This is a genomic window from Proteiniphilum sp. LBM24028, assembly GCF_056629195.1.
In genome coordinates this window covers 2,215,597-2,239,060 of the sequence record NZ_CM152817.1, presented here as the reverse complement: position 1 = coordinate 2,239,060, position 23,464 = coordinate 2,215,597, and the positions used below count along the sequence as shown (strand labels likewise).

The following is a 23,464-nucleotide window of genomic DNA, read 5'->3' as shown; positions in this document are numbered from 1 at the left end:
TTTTCTTCAAGTTTCAAGCCGCTGTAGCCAAGTAAGCGTTGATTTGTATGCCTTTTTCAGCCCACAAGTAATACTGTTCCATACGGAAGTCCTTTTTAAGATGTCCGAAAATAGGATCAATAGCAGCTCTGGCTCTGCATTTGTTATGTTTATGTCGTTTTTGATAAGCGATGTCTTTTACCTTGGGCTTGTCGGGGGTGATAATGCTTACACGGTCATAAATTAAGTTCTTTGGGTAGTTTCAACTTATTCTCTTCCATCTGTTCGAGTAACGGTTCTATGGTGTCGCCGTCGGGTTCCCGAACTTTAAAATCAAGTTTTTAAGTTTGCAAGAAGGATGTTTATAATAATATTCCGTTCTCAGAGTCTAAGTTATTTATTTTTTGTTTCTTCTCATTATTCTGTTTTCCCCAAGTTAAATTTATAGAACCATAAATTCCAAAACTTGGAAACATTTTTACATTGTTTTGCATATTTTTAAATCTTGTTAATGCACTAAAGTTATAGGTATATTTTCTATTCTTTTCTCCAAATAGATTTGTTGATATAATGCCTAATTGCATCTTGGGAAGACGGTAACTTAGTATATATTCATTATATGAAGATCCTTTCGATACAGATTCTCCCCAAAATGGTTGTGGCAAGTGTACCATTGTTATTGTGAGGGATAACTTTTTATAATCTGCAATAGTTTGTAACAAATAAAACCACTCATCTCGCCTGTGCTCATAGTTGTGTCCCTGAGAAACTATCTTATTGTAACCACCGTAACTGTTTATACTAATATGATTGTTGAATAATGACACTCCTATATTGCATTGAAATCTCAATTGATGAAATTTTTTCTGGTTATTGTAGGTAGTTATGAAAATATCTCTATAATTATCGAAGGATGTTTCCTCCATAATAGGACTATTATAATAAGATGAACTTAATACTAAAGAACTCCTTAGAGGTGACGGGTTAAAACTGATTCTTAATTCATTGTGATGCATCAAATAAGATTTTAATAATGGATTTCCTTTGTCTAATTGATAGCTATTTCTTAATCGTTCCACTTCACTTAAATAAGATAATGATGGATTTATGTTTTTTAATTGATATGAGTAACGTAATGAAAGCACGTTACTTAATATATAGTTAATATTTACCATAGGTGATATCATCCACCTACTATACATATTAGCTATTCCTTCCTGATTGAAGAATGATCGATGTATCCCAATATTTCCTGTATAATTTAATTTTTTTATTTTACCTTTGTATTGCAAAAATCCATAACTAAAAGCGTCGTGTAGTTGAGTTTTAAAGATTGAAGTGCCAGAATAATTATTTTTTGTATATCCTTGTATATGTCGTAATCCCACGGAGAGTAAATTTTCACCATATTTCCTTTCATAAAATATCTCGCCTATTAAGGAACTACGCTTTCCATCAACTAATGTTGTAATATTTGATATTATCTCATCCTCATCTGTTTCATTGTATATATAATCGACTGTATTTTTACTATATGTTCCAACTACATTTAAAGCTATTAAATGGTTGTCTGATATTTGTCGCGTGAAATAAATATCAATGGAAGGGCGAAAAGTTTGTTCTTTATTCTGTATCTTGTAGTTTGTTAATCGGTCAATCTCAGGGATTAAAATTTTCCCCTCATGATCATCATGTGGTTGGAATAAACTATTAAAGTTAGTTTTCATATTGAAAGTATTTTTCTTACCATAATAAGAGTATGATATATTTGGCATTTTTGTTGTTTCTTTCCACCAATTCTTCTCTCCATATTCATTTCTGGAAATAGTATTTCCAGATGGAAATAAAAATGTTTGGTGTTTAAATGAAGAGGTCTCGATATCATTGTGACTTAAAAAATAATAGAACTTAATTTGTGATTTGCCGTAATTTATTCCTCCAGACAATTGACCGTATGTGAAATTGTGTGTTAGTGTTTCACGAATATTTGCAGAAAAAAATGCACCGTTTGTTCTTTGCTTAACTATGAAGTCTAAAATAATGCCGATATCTTCTCCGTAACGCATTCCTGGATTCTCATAATAATCAATTCTTATTATATTTTCAGGTTGTATACCTATGACTTCCTGAGAGAGTGCTTCAATTCCATTGATTAATATCTTGAGTTTTTTTTCTCCAGTATATAAAATCTGTCCAGTTTGAGTATTGACAAATATTTGAGGAAGTAAAAGTCTTTGAGTCAATTGTAATCCATTTATACTTTTTACTATTTGTTCTTTAGTTGGATAGTACAATTTTCGATAAGATCCTTCAATCACTGATGAAGACTGCACAATAACTTCAGAAAGCAAAGTCGTTTTCTGATTTATCATCAACGAACCCAAATCTATTGCTTTAAAAACATTGAATAAGTCTATGCTCAATGTGTCATAACCAACAGAATGAACAACAATACGATAATTGTTTTCGCCTAAATTATTTAAAATAAAATCCCCATTTAAACCCGATGTGGTTCCTTTAATAAATAAGGAATCATCAGTTTGTAATATAATAGTTGCGTATTCGACTGGTTTTTTGGAGTCAAAATCAATTACTTTTCCTTTTATTGTAATTTGTTGTGCGTTCAAATTTATGTGATAAAATATTAATATGAACGCGATAATAGATGTCTTATTCATATACATTCTTTTCAATATTTTTGGACAAATTTATAATTTTCTGCTACTGCTGTTGCGTTAATAATTAAGAATTATTTAGAAATAACTCATATTGTAGCTCTTTGACATTTTGACTGGATTGAGAATCTGTGAGTAACTCAGCCATTGGTGTTTTGTCAAAAGAATGCTTGATGTAGGCCACTATTGTACATGTACAGATGGCTGACCATAAATGTATCTTTACGGCATTTGGAGTATGCCCCCAAAACTTCTTTATAATCAGATTTTGCTTTATCCATTTGAAAAAAACTTCAATCTGCCACCTGTTTTGATACAGATAAGCCACTTCAAGAGATGATACTTCAAAGTTCTTTGTAAGAAAAACAAGCAGTTCGTCGTTCTTGTTGTCATAAAACTCAACTAATCGCAGTTTTTCGGGATAAAGTTTTTTTGATTTCAGTACGGTTAGAACGATATTCTTGTCTGCCCTCAATCCGGTAGTTTCATCTATGTTGTGGTTTTGTTCTACAACATTGTATTTTATGGATGACTTGGCTCTAGTAACAAAGAAAGCTCCTGCATTATTGATGCGCATCAATGCTTCAAAATCCACATAAGCCTTGTCCATCAAATAGATATATTAGCCCTCAAATAAACCGAGCAGTAAAAAATAAAAGTTATTTTTACAACTGCTATGGAAAAGAGGAAAAATTTTACATCGAAAATCAAGGCTGAAATAGTTTTATCCTTGTTGCGTGGAGAGGATCCGGAGCTGATCAGCCGTGAATACGGAGTTACTCTGGCTGATATCAACCTTTGGCGGGATCAATTTATCGAGAGTGGTACCGACGGGTTCAAACGTAAACCCGACGATTCGAAGCTGGGTGCTGCCGAGCGTAAGATCGGGCAACTGCAGATGGAGCTTGAACTCACAAAAAAAAAGAACGAATTGGCAGCAAAACTAAAAAGGAAATAATCTCCATGCTGATAGAGGAACATTATCCATTAACCGGGAAACCATATCCGAAGCGTTTGATATTCAAGGTAGTCGGCTACAGCAGCAGCACCTGGTATGAAAACCCTACTCCCAAAACAGGGAAACGGGGCAGAAAACCCAAGCATAGCGATGAAGAGGTTTTACAGGAGATTAAGGAAGAAATTAAGAAGAGTACATTCAACGCTGAAGGTTATCTGAAAGTGAAAAACCGCATGGGTAAAAGGAAGATAAACGCTCTGGTAGCCGGCAAGGCACGTGTGAACCGCATCATGCGGGAAAACAACCTGCTGAGCCCCTACAGAAGGCCCGGGAAGACGAATAAGCGCGAACATGATGGTACTATAATCACGGATGCACCCAATGTAATGTGGGCCACTGACGGGAAGAGGTTCTGGATTGAAGGGTCAGGCTGGCATTGGTTCTTTGGTGTGATCGATCATTTTAACGATGAGATTATCTCATGGCATATTGCAAGGAAAGGCAACCGTTTTGCCGCCATTGAGCCTGTTAGGGCCGCTGTACGGAAGACTTTCGGTTCGGTAGGTAAGGATGTGTGTAAAGGAATGAAGTTGCAATTAAGAAGCGACCATGGCTCGCAGTATGACTCTGCTGATTTTATGAATGAAATGAAATTCCTGGGATTGGAGATGTCCAAAGCGTTTGTACGGTCACCGCAATGCAACGGGATAATAGAGCGGTTTCACCGCACCCTGGAAGAACAGGTGCTGCAAACAGAAACATTTTCTTCCTTCGAGGAAGCTTATAGCGTTATCAATCATTTTATTGATAACTACAACGCGGATTGGATATTTCATAGACTGGATTACTGTTCTCCTGTAGAATACAGGGAAAAGTATGCGGAAAGCCAGCGAAAAGAAAATGATGACATACCATCGGGCAATAAGGATCCTGAGGTTCAGCTTGTCCTCATTTCTAGTGGCTCAATGCCACGAAGAAATGAAACAGCCCATCAGGCAATGGTAAAAGGGGCAATTACTTACAGTAACACCCCTTCTATAAATCCTTCGGTATAATATATTACCATCGGATCAGCTTGTCCGATACAAAAGTAATAAAAAAGATTAAATACAATTAATGTGCTCGGTTATTACGGGCTAATACAGTCCATCAAATAGATGATCCCGTTTTGAAAGTCCATAATGTCAAGTACATTGCTGTCATGATACTTTCCATCTGAGATGTGGATAAAACTCGGAATGTTCCCTCGTAAATCAAGCAGCGTATGCATCTACTGCTCCACGCGAATATTTTCCTTCTGCCCAAGTCAGAAGATTGATGCTGCAGGATATGGAGGTAGAGTCCAAAGCAAATATTTCGTTGTCTATATCTACGTTAGCAATGGGATAATCCGTATAAAGCGGACGCACGATGTTTATCAGATAATTACCAAAGTCGGCGAAAATACGCCAATCCCGTTTCTCGTTAGCTCTCGACAACGAAGATGTATTGACTGATATTTTTATGCCTAAATGATACAGCTTTCTCTTGTGGGCTTTCAAGCAAAGACAAATGCTTTGAAGAGAACCGAGCGAAGTCAATTGTCCAAAAAACAGATACAGGAACTGATTCCAACAGTCAAACCCTCTGACATGGTAATTGCCAAAGTAGCGTTTAACGCACTTGTTGAATTCATACTTATCTATGAAATCCAGTACCTGAGAGAAAAGATATCTTCCTTTATTCATAATTTTACATTTTAATGCAAAATTACGAGGGTGTCAATTCAAATCAAAAAATCAAAGAACGCTTATATATTTTTATATATCAATACATTATATACGAATACTAAAAATCGACGCAAAGCTACTAATTCCAGAAAATAAAAACTCATCACAGATTGGTAATTTGCTAGACTTCAAACTAATTATTAGACAGCTAAAAACACCTATATGACGTGATTTTTATTATTTGAGATAACCATTATCTATTCTTGTATAATTTTATTCTACGAAAATGTTTCAGAATTTATATTTATTCCCATTAAAACTAAATTGAAAAAGTGATTATTGATGCATATTTGATTAATCAATAATCCCTCTTTTTTGAATCCATTTAATTCATACAGGTGTATTGCTCTATAATTATTTTCGAAAACTTGGAGTGTTATTTTTTTTATATTATTATTATCTTTTACTCTAAGGAAAGCCGCCTCAAACATTGATTTACCAATCCCCTTATTTCTAAATTTCTTATCAATATTGATTGTTAAATCAGCGACATGGGCTAATTTTTTTTCTTTGTATTGAAGAATATTAATATTTCCAATGATTTTGTTTTGATACTCTGCAATTAAACAGATATTATTTTTATTTTTTAATACTGACTCAATCCATTCTTTTTCTTCCTCTACAGTATATTTAAAATCATCTATAGAAGTTATAGAAAAAATTTCTTCATTAATTATACTCTGAGCAAAAGATAAGTAATTTTGAGCGTCATTAACAGTAAGATTCCTTAGTAATAAATTTTCCATTATGATATTATTAATTAGAAAACAATGACTCCAGTTTGACAATTATAAATGGACATATCTGCTCGTAATTATTATGCTTAAAATCTTTTTTTATTACTGGACATTTATTTATTTCACACTTTTTTATTTTAAGCATATCATCTACACCATCATCTTTCTCAACGATTAAAGGACAAGTATACCCTTTTCCATCATAATCAATTATAATCCTGTTTACGGCTCCTTTATCGTTATTTTGAGTTATGGGGTGACTTTTAGGTAAGAATCCAATCTCCGCTTCTACTGTATTGATAATTGGTTTTAGATAATAGGAAGCTAGGCGTAGTAAAGTAAACCATTCAAGGGGTTTTATGATTTCTTTGAAAGGATCGGATGATGTCTCAAATAATAAACGTACTTTTTTTACCCACGGATATCTACTAGGGAGTTCTTTAATTATACATAAGCTGGATTTTGTTAAGACATGATATAATTCAATATTAACCCCAAGATTATGTATGTAATTTATCTTATTATAAGTGCTGGTTGAGTTATCTTTCACACTTATTACCAGAGTAATATTGTTCCTTTTGAAAAAATCACACCAGTTATCATTGACAAGTGTAGCATTTGTACAAACATATATATATCTAGTTCGGTCTCTCATATCACATATTAATTCTTTTAAATGAGGATATATAAGAGGTTCTCCTCCAGTTAAAAATAATCTATCTATGAAATGAAATTCTTTTATCTTAGATTTAAAAACATCAATGGATAAATCAAACTTACTAGTAAAATCATCACTCTTACTATCTTTTGAAAATTCCAAAGTACTATAATAACAAAAGGAACATTTCATGTTACACCTCCTTGTTAAATTAACACCAATATTAATTTCGCTCATAATTATCAAATTTATATTCATGAAGTATATTCTGATAAAGAATTGGATTAGTTATCGTTAATGCGACAAGAGTTCCATCAATGTCGATAACAAGTTTATTATCTTTAGCCCATTCAGCATATTTTGGAAACACCCTGCTCTCTGGCCCAATAAGTGCAACCGACACCTGGTCTCGATCAATTATTTGGATTTTTTTTGTTTTATCCAATCCTCTTGTGTCGACTAAAATAAATTCACCATCTTTCTCTAAAATTACCAGTCTACTCCTTTTTTCTTTGCTTTGCCAAGATAAAATCCAATCTTTTACAAATTTACCAATACTTTCTATAAGGTCTGGATTTATTTGCTTTACTGTTGGATATTCACCCTCAAAAAGCCATGCTAAAGACTCTATATCAACATTATGAGGATAAATATCATCATATACATCAAAATATTTTAAATTCTTTATATTATATAATTCTGGCATTTCATGATATGGACTGAACCTTGCTATTTCAACAGGTCGGAAGTAAGAAGGTGGAGGCAGGTGTTTTATAAAAGGTAACACATCTAGCGTTTTTTTCCAACCTATTTCATCTTCATTTGGAATATTATAAAGGAGATTCCACCCGTTATATATATTTAAGATTGATGAATATCTTAAACTATTGATATTATTAGCTACACTTACACCTTTGTTTATCAGAGCTAAATGAGATGAACATAAAGATTCAATTCCAATTTGAATTGAATTTACACCTGCTTTTTTGAGAAGACTCATCTGCTCAAAACTCACATCTGCTCTCTGTTCGTAAAAAATATTGATTCCTAATCCAGACAATTTAGGAATCAACGATTTAAAAAACTTTCTAGGCATCAATGTATCTACCATTCTAAAATTCCTTACCTGATATTCCTCATTATAAAAGACTATATCCTTATAAATTCTTTCTGCCGTTTTAGATTTATAAATATTATGACTTCCATTGACACCACAAAATTTACACTGATTTTTCCATCCCCACCAACACCCTCGACTTGATTCGATATTTATCCAGTGTTTGAGTTCTAATTTATTTTCTTTAATTTGAAAAAAATAATCATCATAAAGTGGAGTTGGAAGATCGTCAAGATTATTAATAGTTTTTGAATGAATTATTTTTTGTTGTGGCAAAAATCCTTTCGAATAATCATTTATAAAATTCTTGAAAGATATATCTGATTTTCCTGTAAAAATAAAGTCAATATTGTTAGATAATGATAAAATGCCATTTGCCATTTTTCCATCACAATTGGATCCACCAACAACAATTATTTTTTTGGAATTCAACTCTTTAATCTTATCAATTAGAGCAATAGAGGCATTTGTTTGCTGATGTGAAATCGTGAATCCTATTAATTGAAATTCAGATGAAGCGAGAGTCGCAGCTGTTTCACAAACCCATTCATCTATACTCTTTTCCAAACAATAGAAACTACTCCAATTTATTTCTGGATCAAATTCAGAACGTGGCGTTTTATAATCAATACCATTTGATGTGACTCTTCGACCCAAAAATGGCAAATCTGGATATGCCGCTTTAACAAATAATCGTTCTTGTATAAGCTCGTATTGAGATAGCAAATCTTCAGAAATATATTTATATTGTTTTAATCCTATTTTATTAGCAAGTAATTGATCCGAATAAAAGACATAAACTTTACAATTTAAATCTTGAACCGATGCTTGTAATAGATGTGCACCTAAATTAGGCGTGTCAAGTATCGTCCACGGTGGAACTACAATAACCACATTGATTGAATCTTTTTGCACTTTGCTATGTTGCGATAAAGAATAAATTAAAAATAAGAGCTAACTCGAAAAATGAATTATCAAATCTAACCTGCTTATTTATATGAAAGTCCAAAACTGATTATCATTTTTTAAGCTAGCTCCATAAGTTTCTATTATTTGATTATAATATCAAATAACGGGGACAGGCTCTGGATCTTCTGGCTCAATTCCTTTACCATTGACGTCAGTTCCGCCGCACAATTCCATCATTTCTTCGAATGATAATTCATTTTTTTCAAATTGATCAACCAAGATAGCTAAGTTGACATCTTTTTTTTTCAACTGATTCATAAATAAAATATTAGTACTTTAGCCTACTCTATTATATAAGCTTTTCGGCATCCGCTTTTAAATGTAAGTATAGTAGAGTTTATACAAAATAATTCATTAAAGAATTCTTCAATAAATCCTGCACTATACAAAAAGTAGTACAAGATGAAATATTATAAAGTTTAAAAAAACTCCGAATCAACACACTCTCTTTAACGGGTTTCCCAGAGTTAAAATTTGAAGCCTTTGTACCTTTTTCGTGTAATATTGAAAAGAATATAATGTTCATAGACAAGCTATGGCTACGAATCTCTTTTAACCGTAAGAACAGTAAGAAACCTCCGATTAAAATTTATGTCCATATCATATCCTCAGCAGGAAATTACTGTGCCAAGCTACTTGCTATTCTTTTCATTTTCGGCGACTTCCGGCAATATTCGTTTTTCCAATCTGATGGATAGTTGAAATTACCGTGTTTTTATTATTTCTGCATTGCCTTTTCTTGTTCGTTTAGTGATACTTCGGGGTTAATGCTCTCATTTTAGTTGTTTCGCTTTCCGGGCAAGAGAGGCTTTTTTATTATTTTTAGGGTTTGAACCTAAAATGTTTTCTTATGATCTGTTCAATTCTCTTTTATTTGATTCTCTGGGTTTGATTTTTTTGTATTGTTGATTTTGTGTTTTAAGCTAAATGTCAGTATATTTCTATTATCTCCATCTCATGTAAATAAGGTGCTTTTTAAATTTTATTTGTTTTTGCAAAATAAGTAAACATTTTTATACTTACCAAATACAAAGTAACTTATTTTATAAAAAGATTATTGTACAAGAAGGATAAAGTATAGGTAAAAAAAACAGACACATAAATATATTGTGCCTGCCTTTTCTTTGTAGAGTTTTTATAGATTATAATATTGTTAATTATCAATCACATAATGATAATATGCCATCTTGTCTTTAATGCTTTTTTCCACCTCCACTCTATAGGTATTGGGAGTTAAAGTTGCGGAAGTAAATAATTTTCCAAAAAAGTTTCTAATGCAATACTGAATAATTGCATTGTAGGAGTAGAAGCTCAAATACAATCTTTGGACTAAAGCTCCACACAAAGCTTTGGAGTAGTAACTCGTTTGCCCAAGCATTACCAGTTCTTTACCTCTCTTCTCGGCTTCTTCTATTACCCGAAACATGGAATTGATATGCAGTAGTTTCAGATTCTTTTCCGAATTTTCGTAATTCAACCCTAAATATATTGGAATCAGGGCATTTTTTTCTTCCAAAATCAATCCCATAGAGTGCGTTATTCCCCGCTTATCTTTGGCAATTAACAAGTACGAGTTATCTTTAAATGACTCATTTATGTTTTTAAAGAAAGCTTCATTCATTATCTCGAACTGACTGGGCGATTTGAACAATGTAGCAAGGTAATACCGCTCAAACTCTTTTGTAAGACGAGAAAAATCGGTTACTTTTTCCCAACAGTAGTTTTTCTCAAATTTACCTTTGAGATTCCGGTATCTGTATCGCTCCTTATGCCTTAATCCGCTCGGATAGGGGAGTACCTCCGGAAATAAAGGTACTATGTTTGTCGGGAGAGAGTCATAAAAATAATAATCATTTGATAATACCTGCTTTATTTCGGATAGTTGGCTTTCGGGTACTTCTTTTACAAAGACTAATTTTATTTTCAATTCTTTTGATTTCTTTTTTATTTGTTCTGATATTATCCGACAAACAGACAGATAAGTGGCATTGTCTAAATTCTTGACTATTCCGATATGTTGTTCGCAGGTTGAAGCCAATGAGCCTACACCAAATATTTTTACCGATAAAAAATTAGGAAATCGTTTTTTTACGGTATCCGAAACCTTTCTTACGGATGGTGAGGCAATTACATCTAATTTTAATCGATAAGTAAAGCAAGGGACAATAGCTAACGTTTCATTTTTCGAGCTAACAGTTAGAAACATAAATTGAGCATACTCAATATCGGCATCGCATTGAGCCTTGAAAAAATCAAAACTTTTCAGGATATTTCCGGAAAAAATTCTATCCCAATCCATCCTGTTTATCTCATCAATCGAACTATGCCATTGAAAAGATAATGGTAAGTATTTGTCACTCATGATTTTTTGATGGGATGTGTGGCATTTATTTCATTTAAAGAGCTTATGAGGTATTCCATATCTTCATTGGTATGGGTTGCCATCACGCTAATGCGTATTCTGGTAAGATTGGGCGGCACAACGGGCGGAAAAATATAATTTGCCATAATGCCCCTATCTAATAGCATTTTTGATATTTGAGTCAATAGATATTGGTCTTTTACAACAATAGGAATTATTGCAGTTTGAGAATCTAGCGTATTGTACCCTTCCTGTTTTAGCCGTGTTCTTAGGTATGATGCATTTTGATTTAACCGTTCTACAATATCAGTGGTCTGCATAAATTCAAATACAGCTTTAGCCGATGCTAAAACACTTGGTGGCAATGCAGTTGAGTACATATTGCTGCGGGAGAAAATTCGCAAATAATCAATGACTTCTTGTTTCGCCGTGATGAATCCGCCCACAATTCCCACGGCTTTACTTAAAGTGCCGGTTAGGATAATATTATCTCTTTGTGCAATACCGTAGTACGACAAGCTACCCCTTCCTTTTTCTCCGATAACACCTGTTGCGTGGGCGTCATCTATAAGTAGTAGAACATTATATTTATTTACCAATTCGATTATTCCCGGTAGATTTGCAATATCTCCATCCATACTGAACACGCCATCGGTAACTACCAATATTCCTCCTGGATATAATGGTGAGTTTTCACGTAATAGTTTTTCCAAATCAGCCAAATCATTATGTTTGTAACGCAGCATTTTGGCTCCGCACATAATGGTGCCATCCATTAAGCTGGCATGATTGAGTTTATCGTGAATAATTAAATTGTCAGGAGAAAGCAAACCGGCCAAAGCTCCTAAATTAGCAGCAAATCCCGATGAAAAGACAATGGCATCGTCAAATCCTTTGGTCTGAGCAATAGCTTGTTCTAATTGATTCTGCAAAATGTTTGTGCCACTTAATAGTGGTACGCCACCGGAACCAATACCATATTTCTTGGTTGCTTCAATAGCGGTATCTATGCATATCTGATTTGTAATTGCACCCAAATAGTTATTAGAAGCAAACATCAATGCCGTTTTTTCTTTCTTCTCAAAACGGTCGTAATAGGTTACTTCAGTATCGGATACCGATGTGAGCGGAGATTTTTTCAGGATATTAACTTTTTCACGCTCGTGAACAATTAGCTGTTCATGAAAATCACTGATTTTGCCTAAAATAGTTCCATCCTGGCTTTTTCTATTCGATTGAATGTCTATTTTATAAACCATACATTACTTGTTTTTAGTTACTTAATGCATAGTCAAAAATACAGCAAAAAAAATAACTTTTCGTTATTTTTTTAAAGAATCATATAAAAAGACAAAGCTTTCTCTTAATTTACAGAGATCAATTCCATCTTTATTTGCAATGGATAAATAAGATAGACCACAATAGATATCCTCGAATAGCCGGGCTACAAGATCCACATCAATATTGTCATTTATTTCTCCTTTCACCATAGATTTTATTAATACCTTTCTCCATTGTGCTATTTGCAAATCAACCCATTTCTGACCTTTTTCTGCAAATTCGGGATAGTAAAAAAGTGCTTGATTAGTAATATTGATTAGAGCCATGTTAAGATTATCGACACCCAATTCTTTTGCTTTGTTTTTTTGTTCTTTCAATACATTAATATATAGTTCAATGTATTCTTCAAATGTCTCGCCTTCATATTTTTCTAATTTTAAAAAAATTGATGTTTCTTCCAGAAGGAATTTATCACACATTTGCTCAAACAGAGCTTGTTTGCTTTTAAAATGATAGAAGATGCCTCCGCTTGTAATGTCGGTGGATTTTGCCATTTCTTCAAATACTACTTTGTCGTATGGTTTGGTTGCGTAAAAGAGAAACGCTACATCCAAAATCTTTTCTATGGATACTTCTTTACTATTTCTAACTCTTTTTGCCATCACAATATTTTTTGTGCAAAGTTATCATTAATTCAGTAACATTCAAATATTAAACACATTTAATATACCCATATTTTTCAAGGCTTGAAAAATATTATTGTATAAGGGCATTTCTGCGGTTTGGAATGGAAACGATTGAAACAACGCATCTAAACAGATAGCCGTACTATTAGTATCGTAAGTTAAAGGTATTTCTCCATTTTTTTTACCGATTTCAATAGCATTATGCCATTCTTTAAAATAAGGGTCTGATAATGATTTATATTTGGTTTTAAAATTGGGGTATCTCATCACGGCTTGGGCAAACAAATGTTGCATTATTGTAAAAGGGTTATCCTCTATCCCGTTTTGATGAAACCAGTGGTTTGTCTCTATATGACGCCTAATCTTATGCTTAAGAAAATCATTGAAAGATTTAATTTCAACTGTGTGAATAGGATATCGAGGATTTAACCGCGAAAAAAAGTACTTGTCCATCATTTGACAGTATAAATCCGTTTTATTTTCAAAATAATAAAAAAATATCCCTTTCGTGTATTCTGTTAATGAAGTTAAATAATCAAATGTTACTTGTCCATATTCTTTTGATATAAACACCTTGAAAGATACTTCCAACAAGAATTGTTTTGTATCTTTGTTAGCAGGATTATCTAAGTTAGTAATCATTTAGTAAAATAAAACGGTACGAGATCAAACTTATTACGTAACGAATGGACGGGCATCCAAGAAAACGATAATAAGCAGACTCGTACCGTCATTATATGACGATAGTCATGCGTATTTATCTCGTTTCCTATTGAAAAATTTGCCCGTTTTTCGTTACGAATAAATACGAATGTTCAATATTTACTCTTCAAAGAAAAGTATTTGTTTGCAAAAATATAAAAAGGATTTGAATACTCATATATTAAGTTTGAAAAGTTTCTGAGGAGTTTTTTAAACGTAAAACTTTACTACATCTTCACCCCATACCCTATTTTATCTTCCCCCTCCGTTTTCACCTTCTTTTCAACCTCTTCCTTTTTCCCCTCTTTTTCCGCTGTAATTTCCGTCAAAATCTTTTTATCCACTTCGTTCAATTTTTTTTTGAGTTCTTTCAGTTGTTCCTCCTTTTTCCAGAGACCATTTACCACTTCCTGCAATACCGGCAGACTGCTTTCTTCTTTGGCAATGCGTTTGTGTTCGTTGTCGATAAGCGTCGGAATTTTCTGCAAAGCGTTCAGAAAGTTCATGGATGCCAGCTTCGGGTCAGTTGCCATTATTCCGTTGTTATAGGTGTATTTGATACCTCCATCTCCTTCGACAAAGAACCGATTTTCCTTGAAGTCAAATCCGTCTTTCATACTTGTCTCCGTTTTTACCAGCAGTTTGAAACCGTACAGCGAACCAATCTCCTCATAAAATCCGTGCGTGCGGGCATTTTCCGACAAGCGGTTGAGTTTTTCACCAATCTGCTTTACGGTTGCGTTTTCGGGTAAGCCGTTTAAGCGGATTGGGTTTAATATTTCGCCGAACTCGTTCTTTTGAATACGCTCCGACAGGTGCTTTTGATCTTTCTCCAACAGCGATATCCTATACCGTGAAGCTTCAATTTCATTGACCATGCCCTCCAGTTTAATTCGCGATTGCGCCCTGGACTGGTTGAAACTGCGCCGCTCACTTTCCAATGAGGCAATTTGTCTTTCCAGCCGTGCCTTATCCAACAGATCGGTATTACCCGAAAGAATGGCCACATATTCCGAAAAACTCATGCCCGACTGCTCATCCAGACTGCCCTCGTCGATGGTACGCTTACCCAAACGATTGGTTTTGAGTTGGTCGATAAACAGTTGTTTATTATGTAGCAGGTTGAATTTATAGCTGTCCAACGAACGTTCTACAGCATAAATAACCACATCCACGTTATTGCCGGCAAAATTTTTGGCAATATCGTTCCCTTTGCGGACGGCACGGCCGTCGCGCTGCTGCAAATCGCTCGGTCGCCACGGCGTATCGAGATGATGCACGGCAACCGCCCGTTTTTGAGCATTTACGCCCGTTCCGAGCATGCTTGTGGAACCGAACAGCACCCTTATTTTTCCGGCATTCATATCGGCAAAAAACTGTTTGCGAACTTTGTCCGTCTTGGCTTCTTGAATAAAACGAATCTCACTTGCCGGAATGCCGTGATTTTCCACCAATTTGCGCTTGATCTCCGAATAAACGCTCCATTCGCTGTTGGACTTGAACGTTCCCAAATCCGAAAAGACAAACTGTGTTCCTTTTTGCGGATTGTATTTTTGGTAATAATCGGCAATGTTTTTAGCGCAATGGCTCGCTTTGTTATCCACGTGATCATCGTAGTGAGGACTTATCATGCGCATATCCAGACTCATCTTGCGGGCGTAATCGGTAGCGATAAGCATTTTGGCTTTTTCTTCATTTTCCGACAACTTTGGACGACCTAAAATAGTGGCATCACCTGTTTGGGCAAACTTCATCAATTTTTGAATAAACTCTTCCTGCTGTGGGGTAGGCGGAATATGGTGCAGGATTTCCTGCTTTTCGGGACGGTCTATCCCGATGTCTTTGGCTGTACGATAATCGGTAATCTCGTTGTAAAATTGTGCCAGCTCCGGGACTTTGATAAAATAACGAAAACGCTCTTTCTGTACGATATTATTCGTTACCGAAAACTCATAATCGGTGGTTTTCTTGGCATAAATGGCAGCCCATGCGTCAAACGAATGGATGTTTTGTTCTTCCAATGCTTTGGGACGTAAATATTTGAATAAAAGATACAATTCCGTTAACGAATTGGAAATGGTTGTTCCCGAAAGGAAAGTTGCTCCCAAATCCTTGCCCGTCCGTTCTTGAATGGTACGGATGGCAAAAAGCATATTCATTGCCCGCTGACTGCCTTCACTGTTGCCCAAGCCTGCCACGCGATTGTGGCGGGTGGTAAACATCAGGTTTTTGAACTGATGGCTCTCATCGACAAACAGATGGTCTATTCCCATCATTTTGAAATCGCTTACATCGTCTTTGCGGTTAGCAATATCGTGAGCCAACGTTTTCAGCTTCACGGTAAGATTGTTTTGCCTTACAATAAGCCCTTTTTCCATTGCACGCGATATCTCTTTGCCTTGCGAACGCAACACTTCCAAGTTTTCTTCCACGCTGTCCAACTCTTTTTGTAAAATTTCCTGCTGTATTTCGGGAGATTGCGGAAGCATTCCGAACTGTTCATGCGTTAGAATAACACAATCCCAATCGTTGTTTTTGATGTCCCCGAAAATCCGCTGCCGTTTTTCGGGCGTGAAATCGGCTTTGCCGGGATACATAATCTTGGCATCGGGGTAGGCTTTCCGGTAAGTTTCGGCAATCTCGTGCACGTTGGCTTTCAAGGCGATTATCATCGGTTTGTTAGCCAATCCCAAACGTTTCATTTCTTGTGCCGCACAGCACATTATCAGCGTTTTACCTGCGCCGACCTCATGATCGCAAATGCCGCCGCCGTTCATTTTCAGCATCCAAACCGCATCTTTCTGACTGTCGTATAAATCTTCGATATTTACATTTTTGCGGTTTAACCCAGGGAACGTTTGTAACGAACCGTCGTATCGGGGACGGACAAAACAGTTGAATTTCTCGTTGTACATCGTTGTCAGACGTTCTTTAAATTCGCTGTTTTGTGCCTGCAGCCATTCGGAAAAAGCTTCGCGTATTTCGTCGATTTTAGCATTGGCAGCTTGAATGGCTTCGCCGTCACGAACTTTCGTTTCCTTGCCGTCCTCCATCACTTTTTTGGTTATATCGGGAGTAGTATTTACCAAGGCATGTTTGAGCAGGGCGATGCCGTCGTACGTCCTGCTTTCGGAACGGGTGGCGTATTTTGTCCAAATAGTATAGTTTTTTCGGGAACAATTCACCGAAAAATCATCCAAAGAGTCTATATATTTTATCTCTACATCGGTATCGAACAGGTCGGATGCGAAACGGCCGTAAATTTCTGCCGGTATCCACCGCTCGCCAAGATTGAAATCCAACTCTTCAAACTCGATACGCTGCGGAAAGGCATCCTGCAGGGCTTTTAGGGAAAAAGCTGATTCGGCGTCATCGGGGTGGTTCTTTACATACCTTTCCACCGCTTTGGCTTTTACCACCACGTTTCCGGCAATAAACTTGTCGGCAATTTGATACTCTTTTTCCAACGGATTGAAAAAAACACGTCCGTGAAGTTCGGTTTTCAACTCTTCACGGGAACTGTCGTACAGATTTGCCATATAATCCAAGTCAACTGTTCCGAACTTGTTGAGCGATGCCGAAAGAGCTTCTTCCACGGTATCCACTTTTGTGATTTCCTGTGTGGCAAATGAAACAGGACGACTGAAAATATCGGCTTTCTGCCATACACCGCCAATATTGCGTTCCAAAAACGGCATATCACTTCCGGCGGTGTCCATCTTGATGACTTTCAAGTTTTCGGCTGTATTCAACCAACCAAATTTTCGAGTAAAGTCGTCGTAAAAGCGATTCAGATCATTTCGCATGACAGGGTGAGCCAAACTGTTTTCGGCTTCAACAGCGTATAAATTCTTGTAGGCATCCCGCACCGAAATATAACTTTCGATACGGTTTTGCTGTTTGACATTGACTTCCAAGGGATGAAAAAACGTTCGGTCGTTTTCGTCCTTTTTCAAAAAACCTACTTGTCCCAAATCGACAACCAAACAGCCTTCACGATAATGCTGTTTCCATTCATTAGGGAATAAACGGGATGCAAAGGATAAAGTTTCTTTCGTGTCAAAAAGATTGGTTTGAACGGCTGTGGTCGAGTTGTTGTTATTTAAGGTTTTATTTGACTTCTCAACAGCCACCTTCTTTTCAGGTAATTGTCCTGCCTTTTTAAGCCTTGCTTCATGCTGTATTTCCAACCGCCATTCATCTATATAATTACTTGAACTGTACGGGTCCATTTCAGCAAAAAATGCGTCGAGCATCTCTTCCGTAGTAGGAAGTTTTTCTGTTGTCAATGTTTCAATTTCCGTTGTTGTTGAAACAGCTTGTGCCGATTGTAACCCGGATGTACCCGATGCACTTAAAGCCGTTTCAAGAACGTTATTCATGATTTCTTGATTCGGACGTGGTAATTTTCCGTTTGAAGGGACAATCGGTTTTGGCGTAATAACGATCGCTTGTTTCGCCCAATTATTAAATTGTTTTTGTCCTTTTTTTTGTGGTTTTATTTGTGAACGTTCCTGCTCAGAAAAACCGAACAAATCGTACAACGTAAGCGCAGGGTTTTCTTGTTCGGGTGGTTCCGGTGGATTATTGTTTTCCTTTAATTTTAGCTCTTGCTCTTTTTCTTGTTCCTTTTGACTGTTATTATTAAAAATCTTGTTTTCAATTTTCTGCTCCAATATATCGGCAATGGCAACTCGTAATCCGGAACGTACCAATTGGGGCAACATCGCATCCAGTTCGTGACTTTTGAAACGGATTTTCATGTTATCATTTTTGCTGTTTTGAATGAGAGGCAAATCAAGGACAGGCGATACTTTTTCGGCATCGACATGATAGGCTTCGTAATATTCGTTTACCCTAAAAAGTACTACGGCTTCGGGATGTTTCTTTTTGATTTGGACGTACTCTGACGGGATTTGAAATGTTTCGGCTTGACGGTTTTCCTGTTTTGTTTCAACCGATTTGTCTTTTATAATTTCGGTATCGACAATTTCGGGCGTAAAGCGATTGCCCACGTAATCTTTTAATTCACGAATGTTTTTCAGTTGAGTAGGCTCGAAATATAAATCCCGCTCTACTTTCAAACCACCAATATTGATGGAACGAATTTCATCCAATGAAGCGTAGCCAAGCTCCCAATCCCTGCCGTCCATTGTAGTCAGGGTAAAAAGTTCGCCTGTTTTTGACTCGTGTTCCAATACGTAAGCCGTGTATGCACCCATCGGAAAGAAAAAACGCAGATGCGCTGTTTTGTCGCCGATGGGTTTCCCATCATCAGTATCGTAAGGTTTCGGCAGTTCTCCGATTAGTTGTTCGGGAATTAAATCGTATGCGTTTTCAACTATTTCCGTGTCATCTTTTTGCTCAATGGATTGGTTTTTGTCTTTAACGGACTTGGGCAAGGAAAAAGAGAAAGTCGATTTTCGTTGTCGATTTTCAAATAGCGAGATATCCAAATGGGACTGCCGTATTTGTTTTGTCAGGGTTTTCTCCAAATCGCTCGCAATGCCGTCTATACCGCCTTCGTGTCGCATAACCCAAGCGGGTTTTCCGTACAAGTCGGTGGAACGGTCGCGCGTGGTATGGATATTTCTGGACATATCGGTAAACAAGCTGTTTATTGAAATATCCTCATTGGTGGTTTCAATAAAACTCCGTTCGATATCATTGGAAACACCTTTCCCCGATTGTTTTTGCAACACAATCAAATCGGTGCCGACATCCGTTCCCGCATAATCCGAAAACAGATTATTCGGCAACCGTACCGCCGAAATCAATCGGCTGTTCTCCATTAGATACTCACGAATTGGGGCATTGCGGTCGCTGTTCATCACGCCTTGCGAAGTGATAAAAGCCAAAATGCCACCCTCTTGCAAGCAGTCCAATCCTTTCAGGAAAAAATAGTTGTGAATGCTTCGGGCGGCTTGCTGTTTGGCAATGGACTTGCCACGTGAATAGGACAAGTCGAAAACCGATACATCGCCGAACGGGATATTGCTCGCCACTAAATCGAACGAGCCAAGCCATTTGGCTTCGATATTCTCAAATCCTTCAATGCGTACATTCGCGTCGGGATGCAGGTGTTGCAAAATTTTTCCCGTGAGCAAATCCTTCTCGAAAGCTATGGTTTCTACGGAATTCCCGGGATTGAAGGCATCGACAAAGATACCCGTTCCTGCCGATGGTTCGAGCAGTCGGGCGGGCGTAATTCCGTGGTTACGCAACGTTTGAGCAAGGCTTTCCACTACCGCGGGCGGGGTATAAAATGCCGTGAGTACGGACTGTTTCAAACTGTCCATATAGCGATTGTACGTCCGCTCATCCTGTGAATTTTCCCGTATCAGGCGATGCAAATCGGCAACCTGCGGAAACAGGTCCAATTCAGACTTACTCCAACGAGATGCGTCTTCAAGCGTTCGAGCAGGATTGAGAATACATTTCAATCCGCCGAAACCGCTGTATCGGGATAGGATTTCACGTTCGGATGCGGTGGCTTTCCGTTTTTCTTTTTCAAGCCGGAAAACGGTAGCGATTGCTTCAATATTGTCGATTAAATGCGCCTTTTTACCATAAGCCATTCTCTTCGATATGGATGGCTACGGTTCCCGTGAGTTCGGTGTAAAGCAACTCGTAATCGGCACTGTCGGCAAATTCCGGTTCGTTCGTGGAATATTTGCTGAAAACATCCGTGCAAAGCGGATACATTTTCATTGCGAACGGTCGCAGTTCGTCATCCGGCATTTGGCTGTCAAACTCGTTGCAGATAACCTTGAACAGCATATCGAATTTGGAGAAGTGCAGTCCTTCATAGAGTACTTCATTGGAAAGTTCTGATGCTTCGGGATGTGTATGTCCTGCCAGAAGTGCATCGGCGTAAGTTTGTGCGGCTAGCTCGGAACGTTCTTCGATAAACGTTTTGTCGTTTGCCAACTCGGGAAAACTTTCGTTCAGGAAAGATTGCAATGTGAGCGTGAAATAGGACAGGTCTTCACGCTCGTCTTTCGTAGTGGTGGTTTTTGTTGTTGTCATTTTTGTTTATTTTTTTGGATTTAGTGGATTGTGTAAAAATTATTTTATGTCATTAAATATTCGTATGCGGGCATTACGGAAACCAATCCCAACTCGGTTCTTATGGTGTCGGTTGAGTTTGCGGAAACAATTATGCCGTTGTCTGTTTTGAAAAACTGCATCGCTTCCAATAATCCGCTTATTTCCCGTTCTTGGTTTTCGAGAGTTAGTTCCCAACAGACTTGTATAACTTGCATCGTCTTATCTTTCATTCGAACTACAAAATCACATTCCTTGTTATTCTCATTGAAGTAGTAGATTTCTTTTGTTTTACGGCGCAGGTGCCAAAAAACAACACTTTCAAGTAAATGTCCGATGTTTCTACTGAATGAAGTACTGCCAACTTGCACCAAGCCGGGATCTATCACGTACATCTTTTTGGCGCTTAGCATCTGTGCTTTTGCCGACCAATCAAATTTTGGCACCATCGCGATTAGATACGAATTCTCAAAATAGGAAAAGTAGTTCAATATGGTTGTGTTTGACTTTACACCAACAGCGGATGTTAATTTAGAAGGAACTACGAGCGTTCCATTATGGGCAAACAGGTAAGAACACAATTTTTTTATTGCTCCGCCATCTTTTAAGCCGTAGCGAACGATAATATCTCGATTGAGAATATCTTCTATCAAAAAATCAAGAATTTCGGGTAGTTTTTGTTTTAAATAATCGGGAAATCCGCCTTCTGTCAGGTACGCCGATAAACTTTCACCGTTTGCATCCCAACCTCTAAAATCTAAATATTCAGTATAAGAAAATGGAAAAAGCTCTTTTGTGATGTGCCTTCCGGTCAGTTTCGTTCCCAATTCTGCACTCAATAAACTCGCGTTGGAACCCGTTATGATTACCTGGAATTTTTGGTCTAACTTTTGGCGAATATACAGTTCCCAACCGTCAATAATTTGAATTTCATCGAAATAAAGGACTCTCAATCCTGTTTCGTCAATTACTCTGTCTAGCAAAACAAAGTCTTTGATGTCAAAGCCATAAAGTTTAACATCTTCAAAATTCAAGTAAAACACATCCTTAAAATTCCGACGAACAAATTGTCGCAGCAGTGTGCTTTTTCCACAACGCCTAATACCTGAAAGTATCAAGGCGTGTGTGCTGATATTGGGCAGATCAGGCATCAACGTTCTCTCAGTTACCATTTCGGCTTCTGAAAATGATTCATTTTTTTGACCTTTTGCTATTTCGGCAAGCGCCGATTGTTGCATATTTATTCCCATAATTGATATAATTTTACTGCAAATTTAAACTGTTTTTTTGAACTTCCCAAAGTATTCCATTATAAATGGGCTATATATTCCATTTGTAATGGATTAAACAATCCGTTGCCGTTGGAATAATCAATTTTAGTTTGACAGGCGTCTTTTAAACGCAGAAAGGCACCGGTGTCCCCACCGATGCCAACCACTAAATCCAATGTAATAAACCATGTTTATGACAATGAACTTGTGACAAAGGTAAGGATTTTTTGAAAAATGGAAAAATTACGCTAATTCCAAAATTTTTGTGATTGCCAATCGATTGGAAAATCCATCGCTCGAAAATCAACCGTTGGATAACGCTGAGACAACTCTATTAGCCTTTCTTTTAATGTGTTATTTGGAGTTATCGTATGCAACAGATATTTTATCATGCATATTTTATAGTAGATACGCTTTCGGTCAATACTTGTATCATCAATCCATTCATATATAGGATTTTTCAGTTCAGAGGGAATGTTGGGCAACTCACGATTCCACATTCTTCCGTGATGGCAACAAATATTTCGAATGTTAGCGAGTACCATCAACCAAGAAGCCAACACGGGTGTCTGTAGTCCGAATGATTGGGCAATCTGCTTTTGCAAACGCCTATCGGCAATATTTATATACAAATTACCAAGAACGCCCAACGGTATTATTTCTGCCAACATCCAGGAAGGCGGATACTGATTACTGTAATTCTGTTTGAAATGGAGAATGAAATCTTCTTTGGATTTTGAAAGTTCAGCGTCTATTAATGATAGACTTTGGATGTATCGATTTCTATCTCTAAAATATATCGGATTTGTCAGCCAAAAAATATCGTTTAAGAAGCTACATCCTGTATTAACAATTTCTGTGCGTATGGCAATTTCAATTTTCTCAATTTCATTAAAAAGCAACAAGCGTAACTTTCTGTCGAAACGATACATGTCCAGCACCTGCTTAAATGTCGCTCCCGCTTTGTATAAATGTTGATCTTTAGGAGTTTGAAGTAGTGGATAAAAATAAGCACTTAGCCTAAAGTAGCCGATATGCTTTAAATAATCCTTCGCCCGCTCATCATTATCAATAAGTAACCCTCGTTCTTTTAAGAGATTTAGCTGCTCGGGAACCGATAGAAAACCTTTGTTGAATGTCTTCTTCATACGAATAGAAAGGTATATAAATAAAACGACCTGCCGATTTGAGCATTGTTAAGAGGCTTGGCAGGTTCTACATAGTGCAAAAGTACAATTTTGTTTTTACCTGAC

Annotated in this window: 17 protein-coding genes; 2 read left to right on the top strand and 15 right to left on the bottom strand. The window is 36.7% G+C overall.

Going from position 1 to position 23,464, the window contains the following annotated elements; all coding sequences use genetic code 11:
* Positions 1–341: 341 nt before the first annotated feature.
* Both AC1HCU_RS08845 and AC1HCU_RS08840 read right to left on the bottom strand, forming a co-directional pair.
* Positions 342–2,657 carry a carboxypeptidase-like regulatory domain-containing protein gene (locus AC1HCU_RS08845; RefSeq protein ID WP_480365280.1) on the bottom strand — a complete coding sequence of 772 codons (2,316 nt, stop codon included), beginning with the start codon at positions 2,655–2,657 and terminating at the stop codon, positions 342–344.
* Positions 2,658–2,721: 64 nt separating this feature from the next.
* Positions 2,722–3,264, bottom strand: a complete 543-nt coding sequence (locus tag AC1HCU_RS08840) for an IS4 family transposase (protein ID WP_480365278.1) — start codon at positions 3,262–3,264, stop codon at positions 2,722–2,724.
* A gap of 66 nt (positions 3,265–3,330) precedes the next feature.
* Between AC1HCU_RS08840 and AC1HCU_RS08835 the strand changes: the two genes are divergently transcribed.
* Entirely contained in the window at positions 3,331–3,612 is a 282-nt protein-coding gene (locus AC1HCU_RS08835; RefSeq protein WP_339116909.1) for a hypothetical protein, read from the top strand.
* A 5-nt stretch (positions 3,613–3,617) separates the two neighbouring features.
* Complete coding sequence (locus AC1HCU_RS08830) at positions 3,618–4,667, top strand: transposase (RefSeq protein WP_480365275.1); 1,050 nt, start codon at positions 3,618–3,620, stop codon at positions 4,665–4,667.
* A 198-nt stretch (positions 4,668–4,865) separates the two neighbouring features.
* Here AC1HCU_RS08830 and AC1HCU_RS08825 read toward each other — a convergent pair whose 3' ends face one another.
* From AC1HCU_RS08825 to AC1HCU_RS08765, 13 genes are all read right to left on the bottom strand, one after another.
* Entirely contained in the window at positions 4,866–5,339 is a 474-nt protein-coding gene (locus tag AC1HCU_RS08825; RefSeq protein ID WP_238867482.1) for a DUF4372 domain-containing protein, read from the bottom strand.
* Positions 5,340–5,599: 260 nt separating this feature from the next.
* The gene (locus AC1HCU_RS08820; protein ID WP_418893136.1) at positions 5,600–6,127 is read right to left on the bottom strand and encodes a GNAT family N-acetyltransferase; all 528 of its coding nucleotides are present in this window, start codon (positions 6,125–6,127) and stop codon (positions 5,600–5,602) included.
* 10 nt (positions 6,128–6,137) lie between these two features.
* Positions 6,138–7,013 (bottom strand): radical SAM protein, encoded by an 876-nt coding sequence (locus AC1HCU_RS08815; protein WP_418893137.1) that lies wholly within the window; start codon positions 7,011–7,013, stop codon positions 6,138–6,140.
* Positions 7,000–8,808 (bottom strand): RiPP maturation radical SAM C-methyltransferase, encoded by a 1,809-nt coding sequence (locus AC1HCU_RS08810; protein WP_418893138.1) that lies wholly within the window; start codon positions 8,806–8,808, stop codon positions 7,000–7,002. Before AC1HCU_RS08810 ends, AC1HCU_RS08815 begins: the two co-directional genes overlap by 14 nt.
* Before the next feature lie 150 nt (positions 8,809–8,958).
* Entirely contained in the window at positions 8,959–9,120 is a 162-nt protein-coding gene (locus AC1HCU_RS08805; RefSeq protein ID WP_418893139.1) for a hypothetical protein, read from the bottom strand.
* 895 nt (positions 9,121–10,015) lie between these two features.
* The gene (locus AC1HCU_RS08800) at positions 10,016–11,224 is read right to left on the bottom strand and encodes a hypothetical protein (RefSeq protein ID WP_480365273.1); all 1,209 of its coding nucleotides are present in this window, start codon (positions 11,222–11,224) and stop codon (positions 10,016–10,018) included.
* Positions 11,221–12,483: an aminotransferase class I/II-fold pyridoxal phosphate-dependent enzyme gene (locus AC1HCU_RS08795; protein ID WP_418893141.1), complete on the bottom strand. Its 1,263-nt coding sequence runs from the start codon at positions 12,481–12,483 to the stop codon at positions 11,221–11,223. The genes AC1HCU_RS08800 and AC1HCU_RS08795 overlap by 4 nt, the downstream gene beginning before the upstream one ends.
* 63 nt (positions 12,484–12,546) lie before the next feature.
* The gene (locus tag AC1HCU_RS08790; protein WP_480365270.1) at positions 12,547–13,167 is read right to left on the bottom strand and encodes a TetR/AcrR family transcriptional regulator; all 621 of its coding nucleotides are present in this window, start codon (positions 13,165–13,167) and stop codon (positions 12,547–12,549) included.
* 42 nt (positions 13,168–13,209) lie between these two features.
* Positions 13,210–13,833, bottom strand: coding sequence for a TetR/AcrR family transcriptional regulator (locus AC1HCU_RS08785; RefSeq protein ID WP_238867479.1), 624 nt, complete (start codon positions 13,831–13,833; stop codon positions 13,210–13,212).
* A gap of 287 nt (positions 13,834–14,120) precedes the next feature.
* A complete protein-coding gene (locus AC1HCU_RS08780; protein ID WP_238867478.1) occupies positions 14,121–20,471 on the bottom strand; it encodes a MutS N-terminal domain-containing protein in 6,351 nt (2,116 codons plus the stop codon).
* Complete coding sequence (locus AC1HCU_RS08775; protein ID WP_238867477.1) at positions 20,458–20,922, bottom strand: DUF1896 domain-containing protein; 465 nt, start codon at positions 20,920–20,922, stop codon at positions 20,458–20,460. The genes AC1HCU_RS08780 and AC1HCU_RS08775 overlap by 14 nt, the downstream gene beginning before the upstream one ends.
* A 44-nt stretch (positions 20,923–20,966) precedes the next feature.
* Positions 20,967–22,190 carry an ATP-binding protein gene (locus AC1HCU_RS08770; RefSeq protein WP_480365267.1) on the bottom strand — a complete coding sequence of 408 codons (1,224 nt, stop codon included), beginning with the start codon at positions 22,188–22,190 and terminating at the stop codon, positions 20,967–20,969.
* Positions 22,191–22,459: 269 nt separating this feature from the next.
* Positions 22,460–23,359 (bottom strand): Abi family protein, encoded by a 900-nt coding sequence (locus AC1HCU_RS08765; RefSeq protein ID WP_480365265.1) that lies wholly within the window; start codon positions 23,357–23,359, stop codon positions 22,460–22,462.
* Positions 23,360–23,464 lie beyond the last annotated feature (105 nt).

What these genes read in the sequence shown, in the direction of transcription:
- AC1HCU_RS08780 (WP_238867478.1), bottom strand. Translation starts at nt 20,471, where the DNA reads ATGGCTTATGGTAAAAAGGCGCATTTAATCGACAATATTGAAGCAATC.
- AC1HCU_RS08820 (WP_418893136.1), bottom strand. Translation starts at nt 6,127, where the DNA reads ATGGAAAATTTATTACTAAGGAATCTTACTGTTAATGACGCTCAAAAT.
- AC1HCU_RS08840 (WP_480365278.1), bottom strand. Translation starts at nt 3,264, where the DNA reads ATGGACAAGGCTTATGTGGATTTTGAAGCATTGATGCGCATCAATAAT.
- AC1HCU_RS08835 (WP_339116909.1), top strand. Translation starts at nt 3,331, where the DNA reads ATGGAAAAGAGGAAAAATTTTACATCGAAAATCAAGGCTGAAATAGTT.
- AC1HCU_RS08790 (WP_480365270.1), bottom strand. Translation starts at nt 13,167, where the DNA reads ATGGCAAAAAGAGTTAGAAATAGTAAAGAAGTATCCATAGAAAAGATT.
- AC1HCU_RS08785 (WP_238867479.1), bottom strand. Translation starts at nt 13,833, where the DNA reads ATGATTACTAACTTAGATAATCCTGCTAACAAAGATACAAAACAATTC.
- AC1HCU_RS08805 (WP_418893139.1), bottom strand. Translation starts at nt 9,120, where the DNA reads ATGAATCAGTTGAAAAAAAAAGATGTCAACTTAGCTATCTTGGTTGAT.
- AC1HCU_RS08845 (WP_480365280.1), bottom strand. Translation starts at nt 2,657, where the DNA reads ATGAATAAGACATCTATTATCGCGTTCATATTAATATTTTATCACATA.
- AC1HCU_RS08765 (WP_480365265.1), bottom strand. Translation starts at nt 23,359, where the DNA reads ATGAAGAAGACATTCAACAAAGGTTTTCTATCGGTTCCCGAGCAGCTA.
- AC1HCU_RS08815 (WP_418893137.1), bottom strand. Translation starts at nt 7,013, where the DNA reads ATGAGCGAAATTAATATTGGTGTTAATTTAACAAGGAGGTGTAACATG.
- AC1HCU_RS08800 (WP_480365273.1), bottom strand. Translation starts at nt 11,224, where the DNA reads ATGAGTGACAAATACTTACCATTATCTTTTCAATGGCATAGTTCGATT.
- AC1HCU_RS08830 (WP_480365275.1), top strand. Translation starts at nt 3,618, where the DNA reads ATGCTGATAGAGGAACATTATCCATTAACCGGGAAACCATATCCGAAG.
- AC1HCU_RS08795 (WP_418893141.1), bottom strand. Translation starts at nt 12,483, where the DNA reads ATGGTTTATAAAATAGACATTCAATCGAATAGAAAAAGCCAGGATGGA.
- AC1HCU_RS08825 (WP_238867482.1), bottom strand. Translation starts at nt 5,339, where the DNA reads ATGAATAAAGGAAGATATCTTTTCTCTCAGGTACTGGATTTCATAGAT.
- AC1HCU_RS08770 (WP_480365267.1), bottom strand. Translation starts at nt 22,190, where the DNA reads ATGGGAATAAATATGCAACAATCGGCGCTTGCCGAAATAGCAAAAGGT.
- AC1HCU_RS08775 (WP_238867477.1), bottom strand. Translation starts at nt 20,922, where the DNA reads ATGACAACAACAAAAACCACCACTACGAAAGACGAGCGTGAAGACCTG.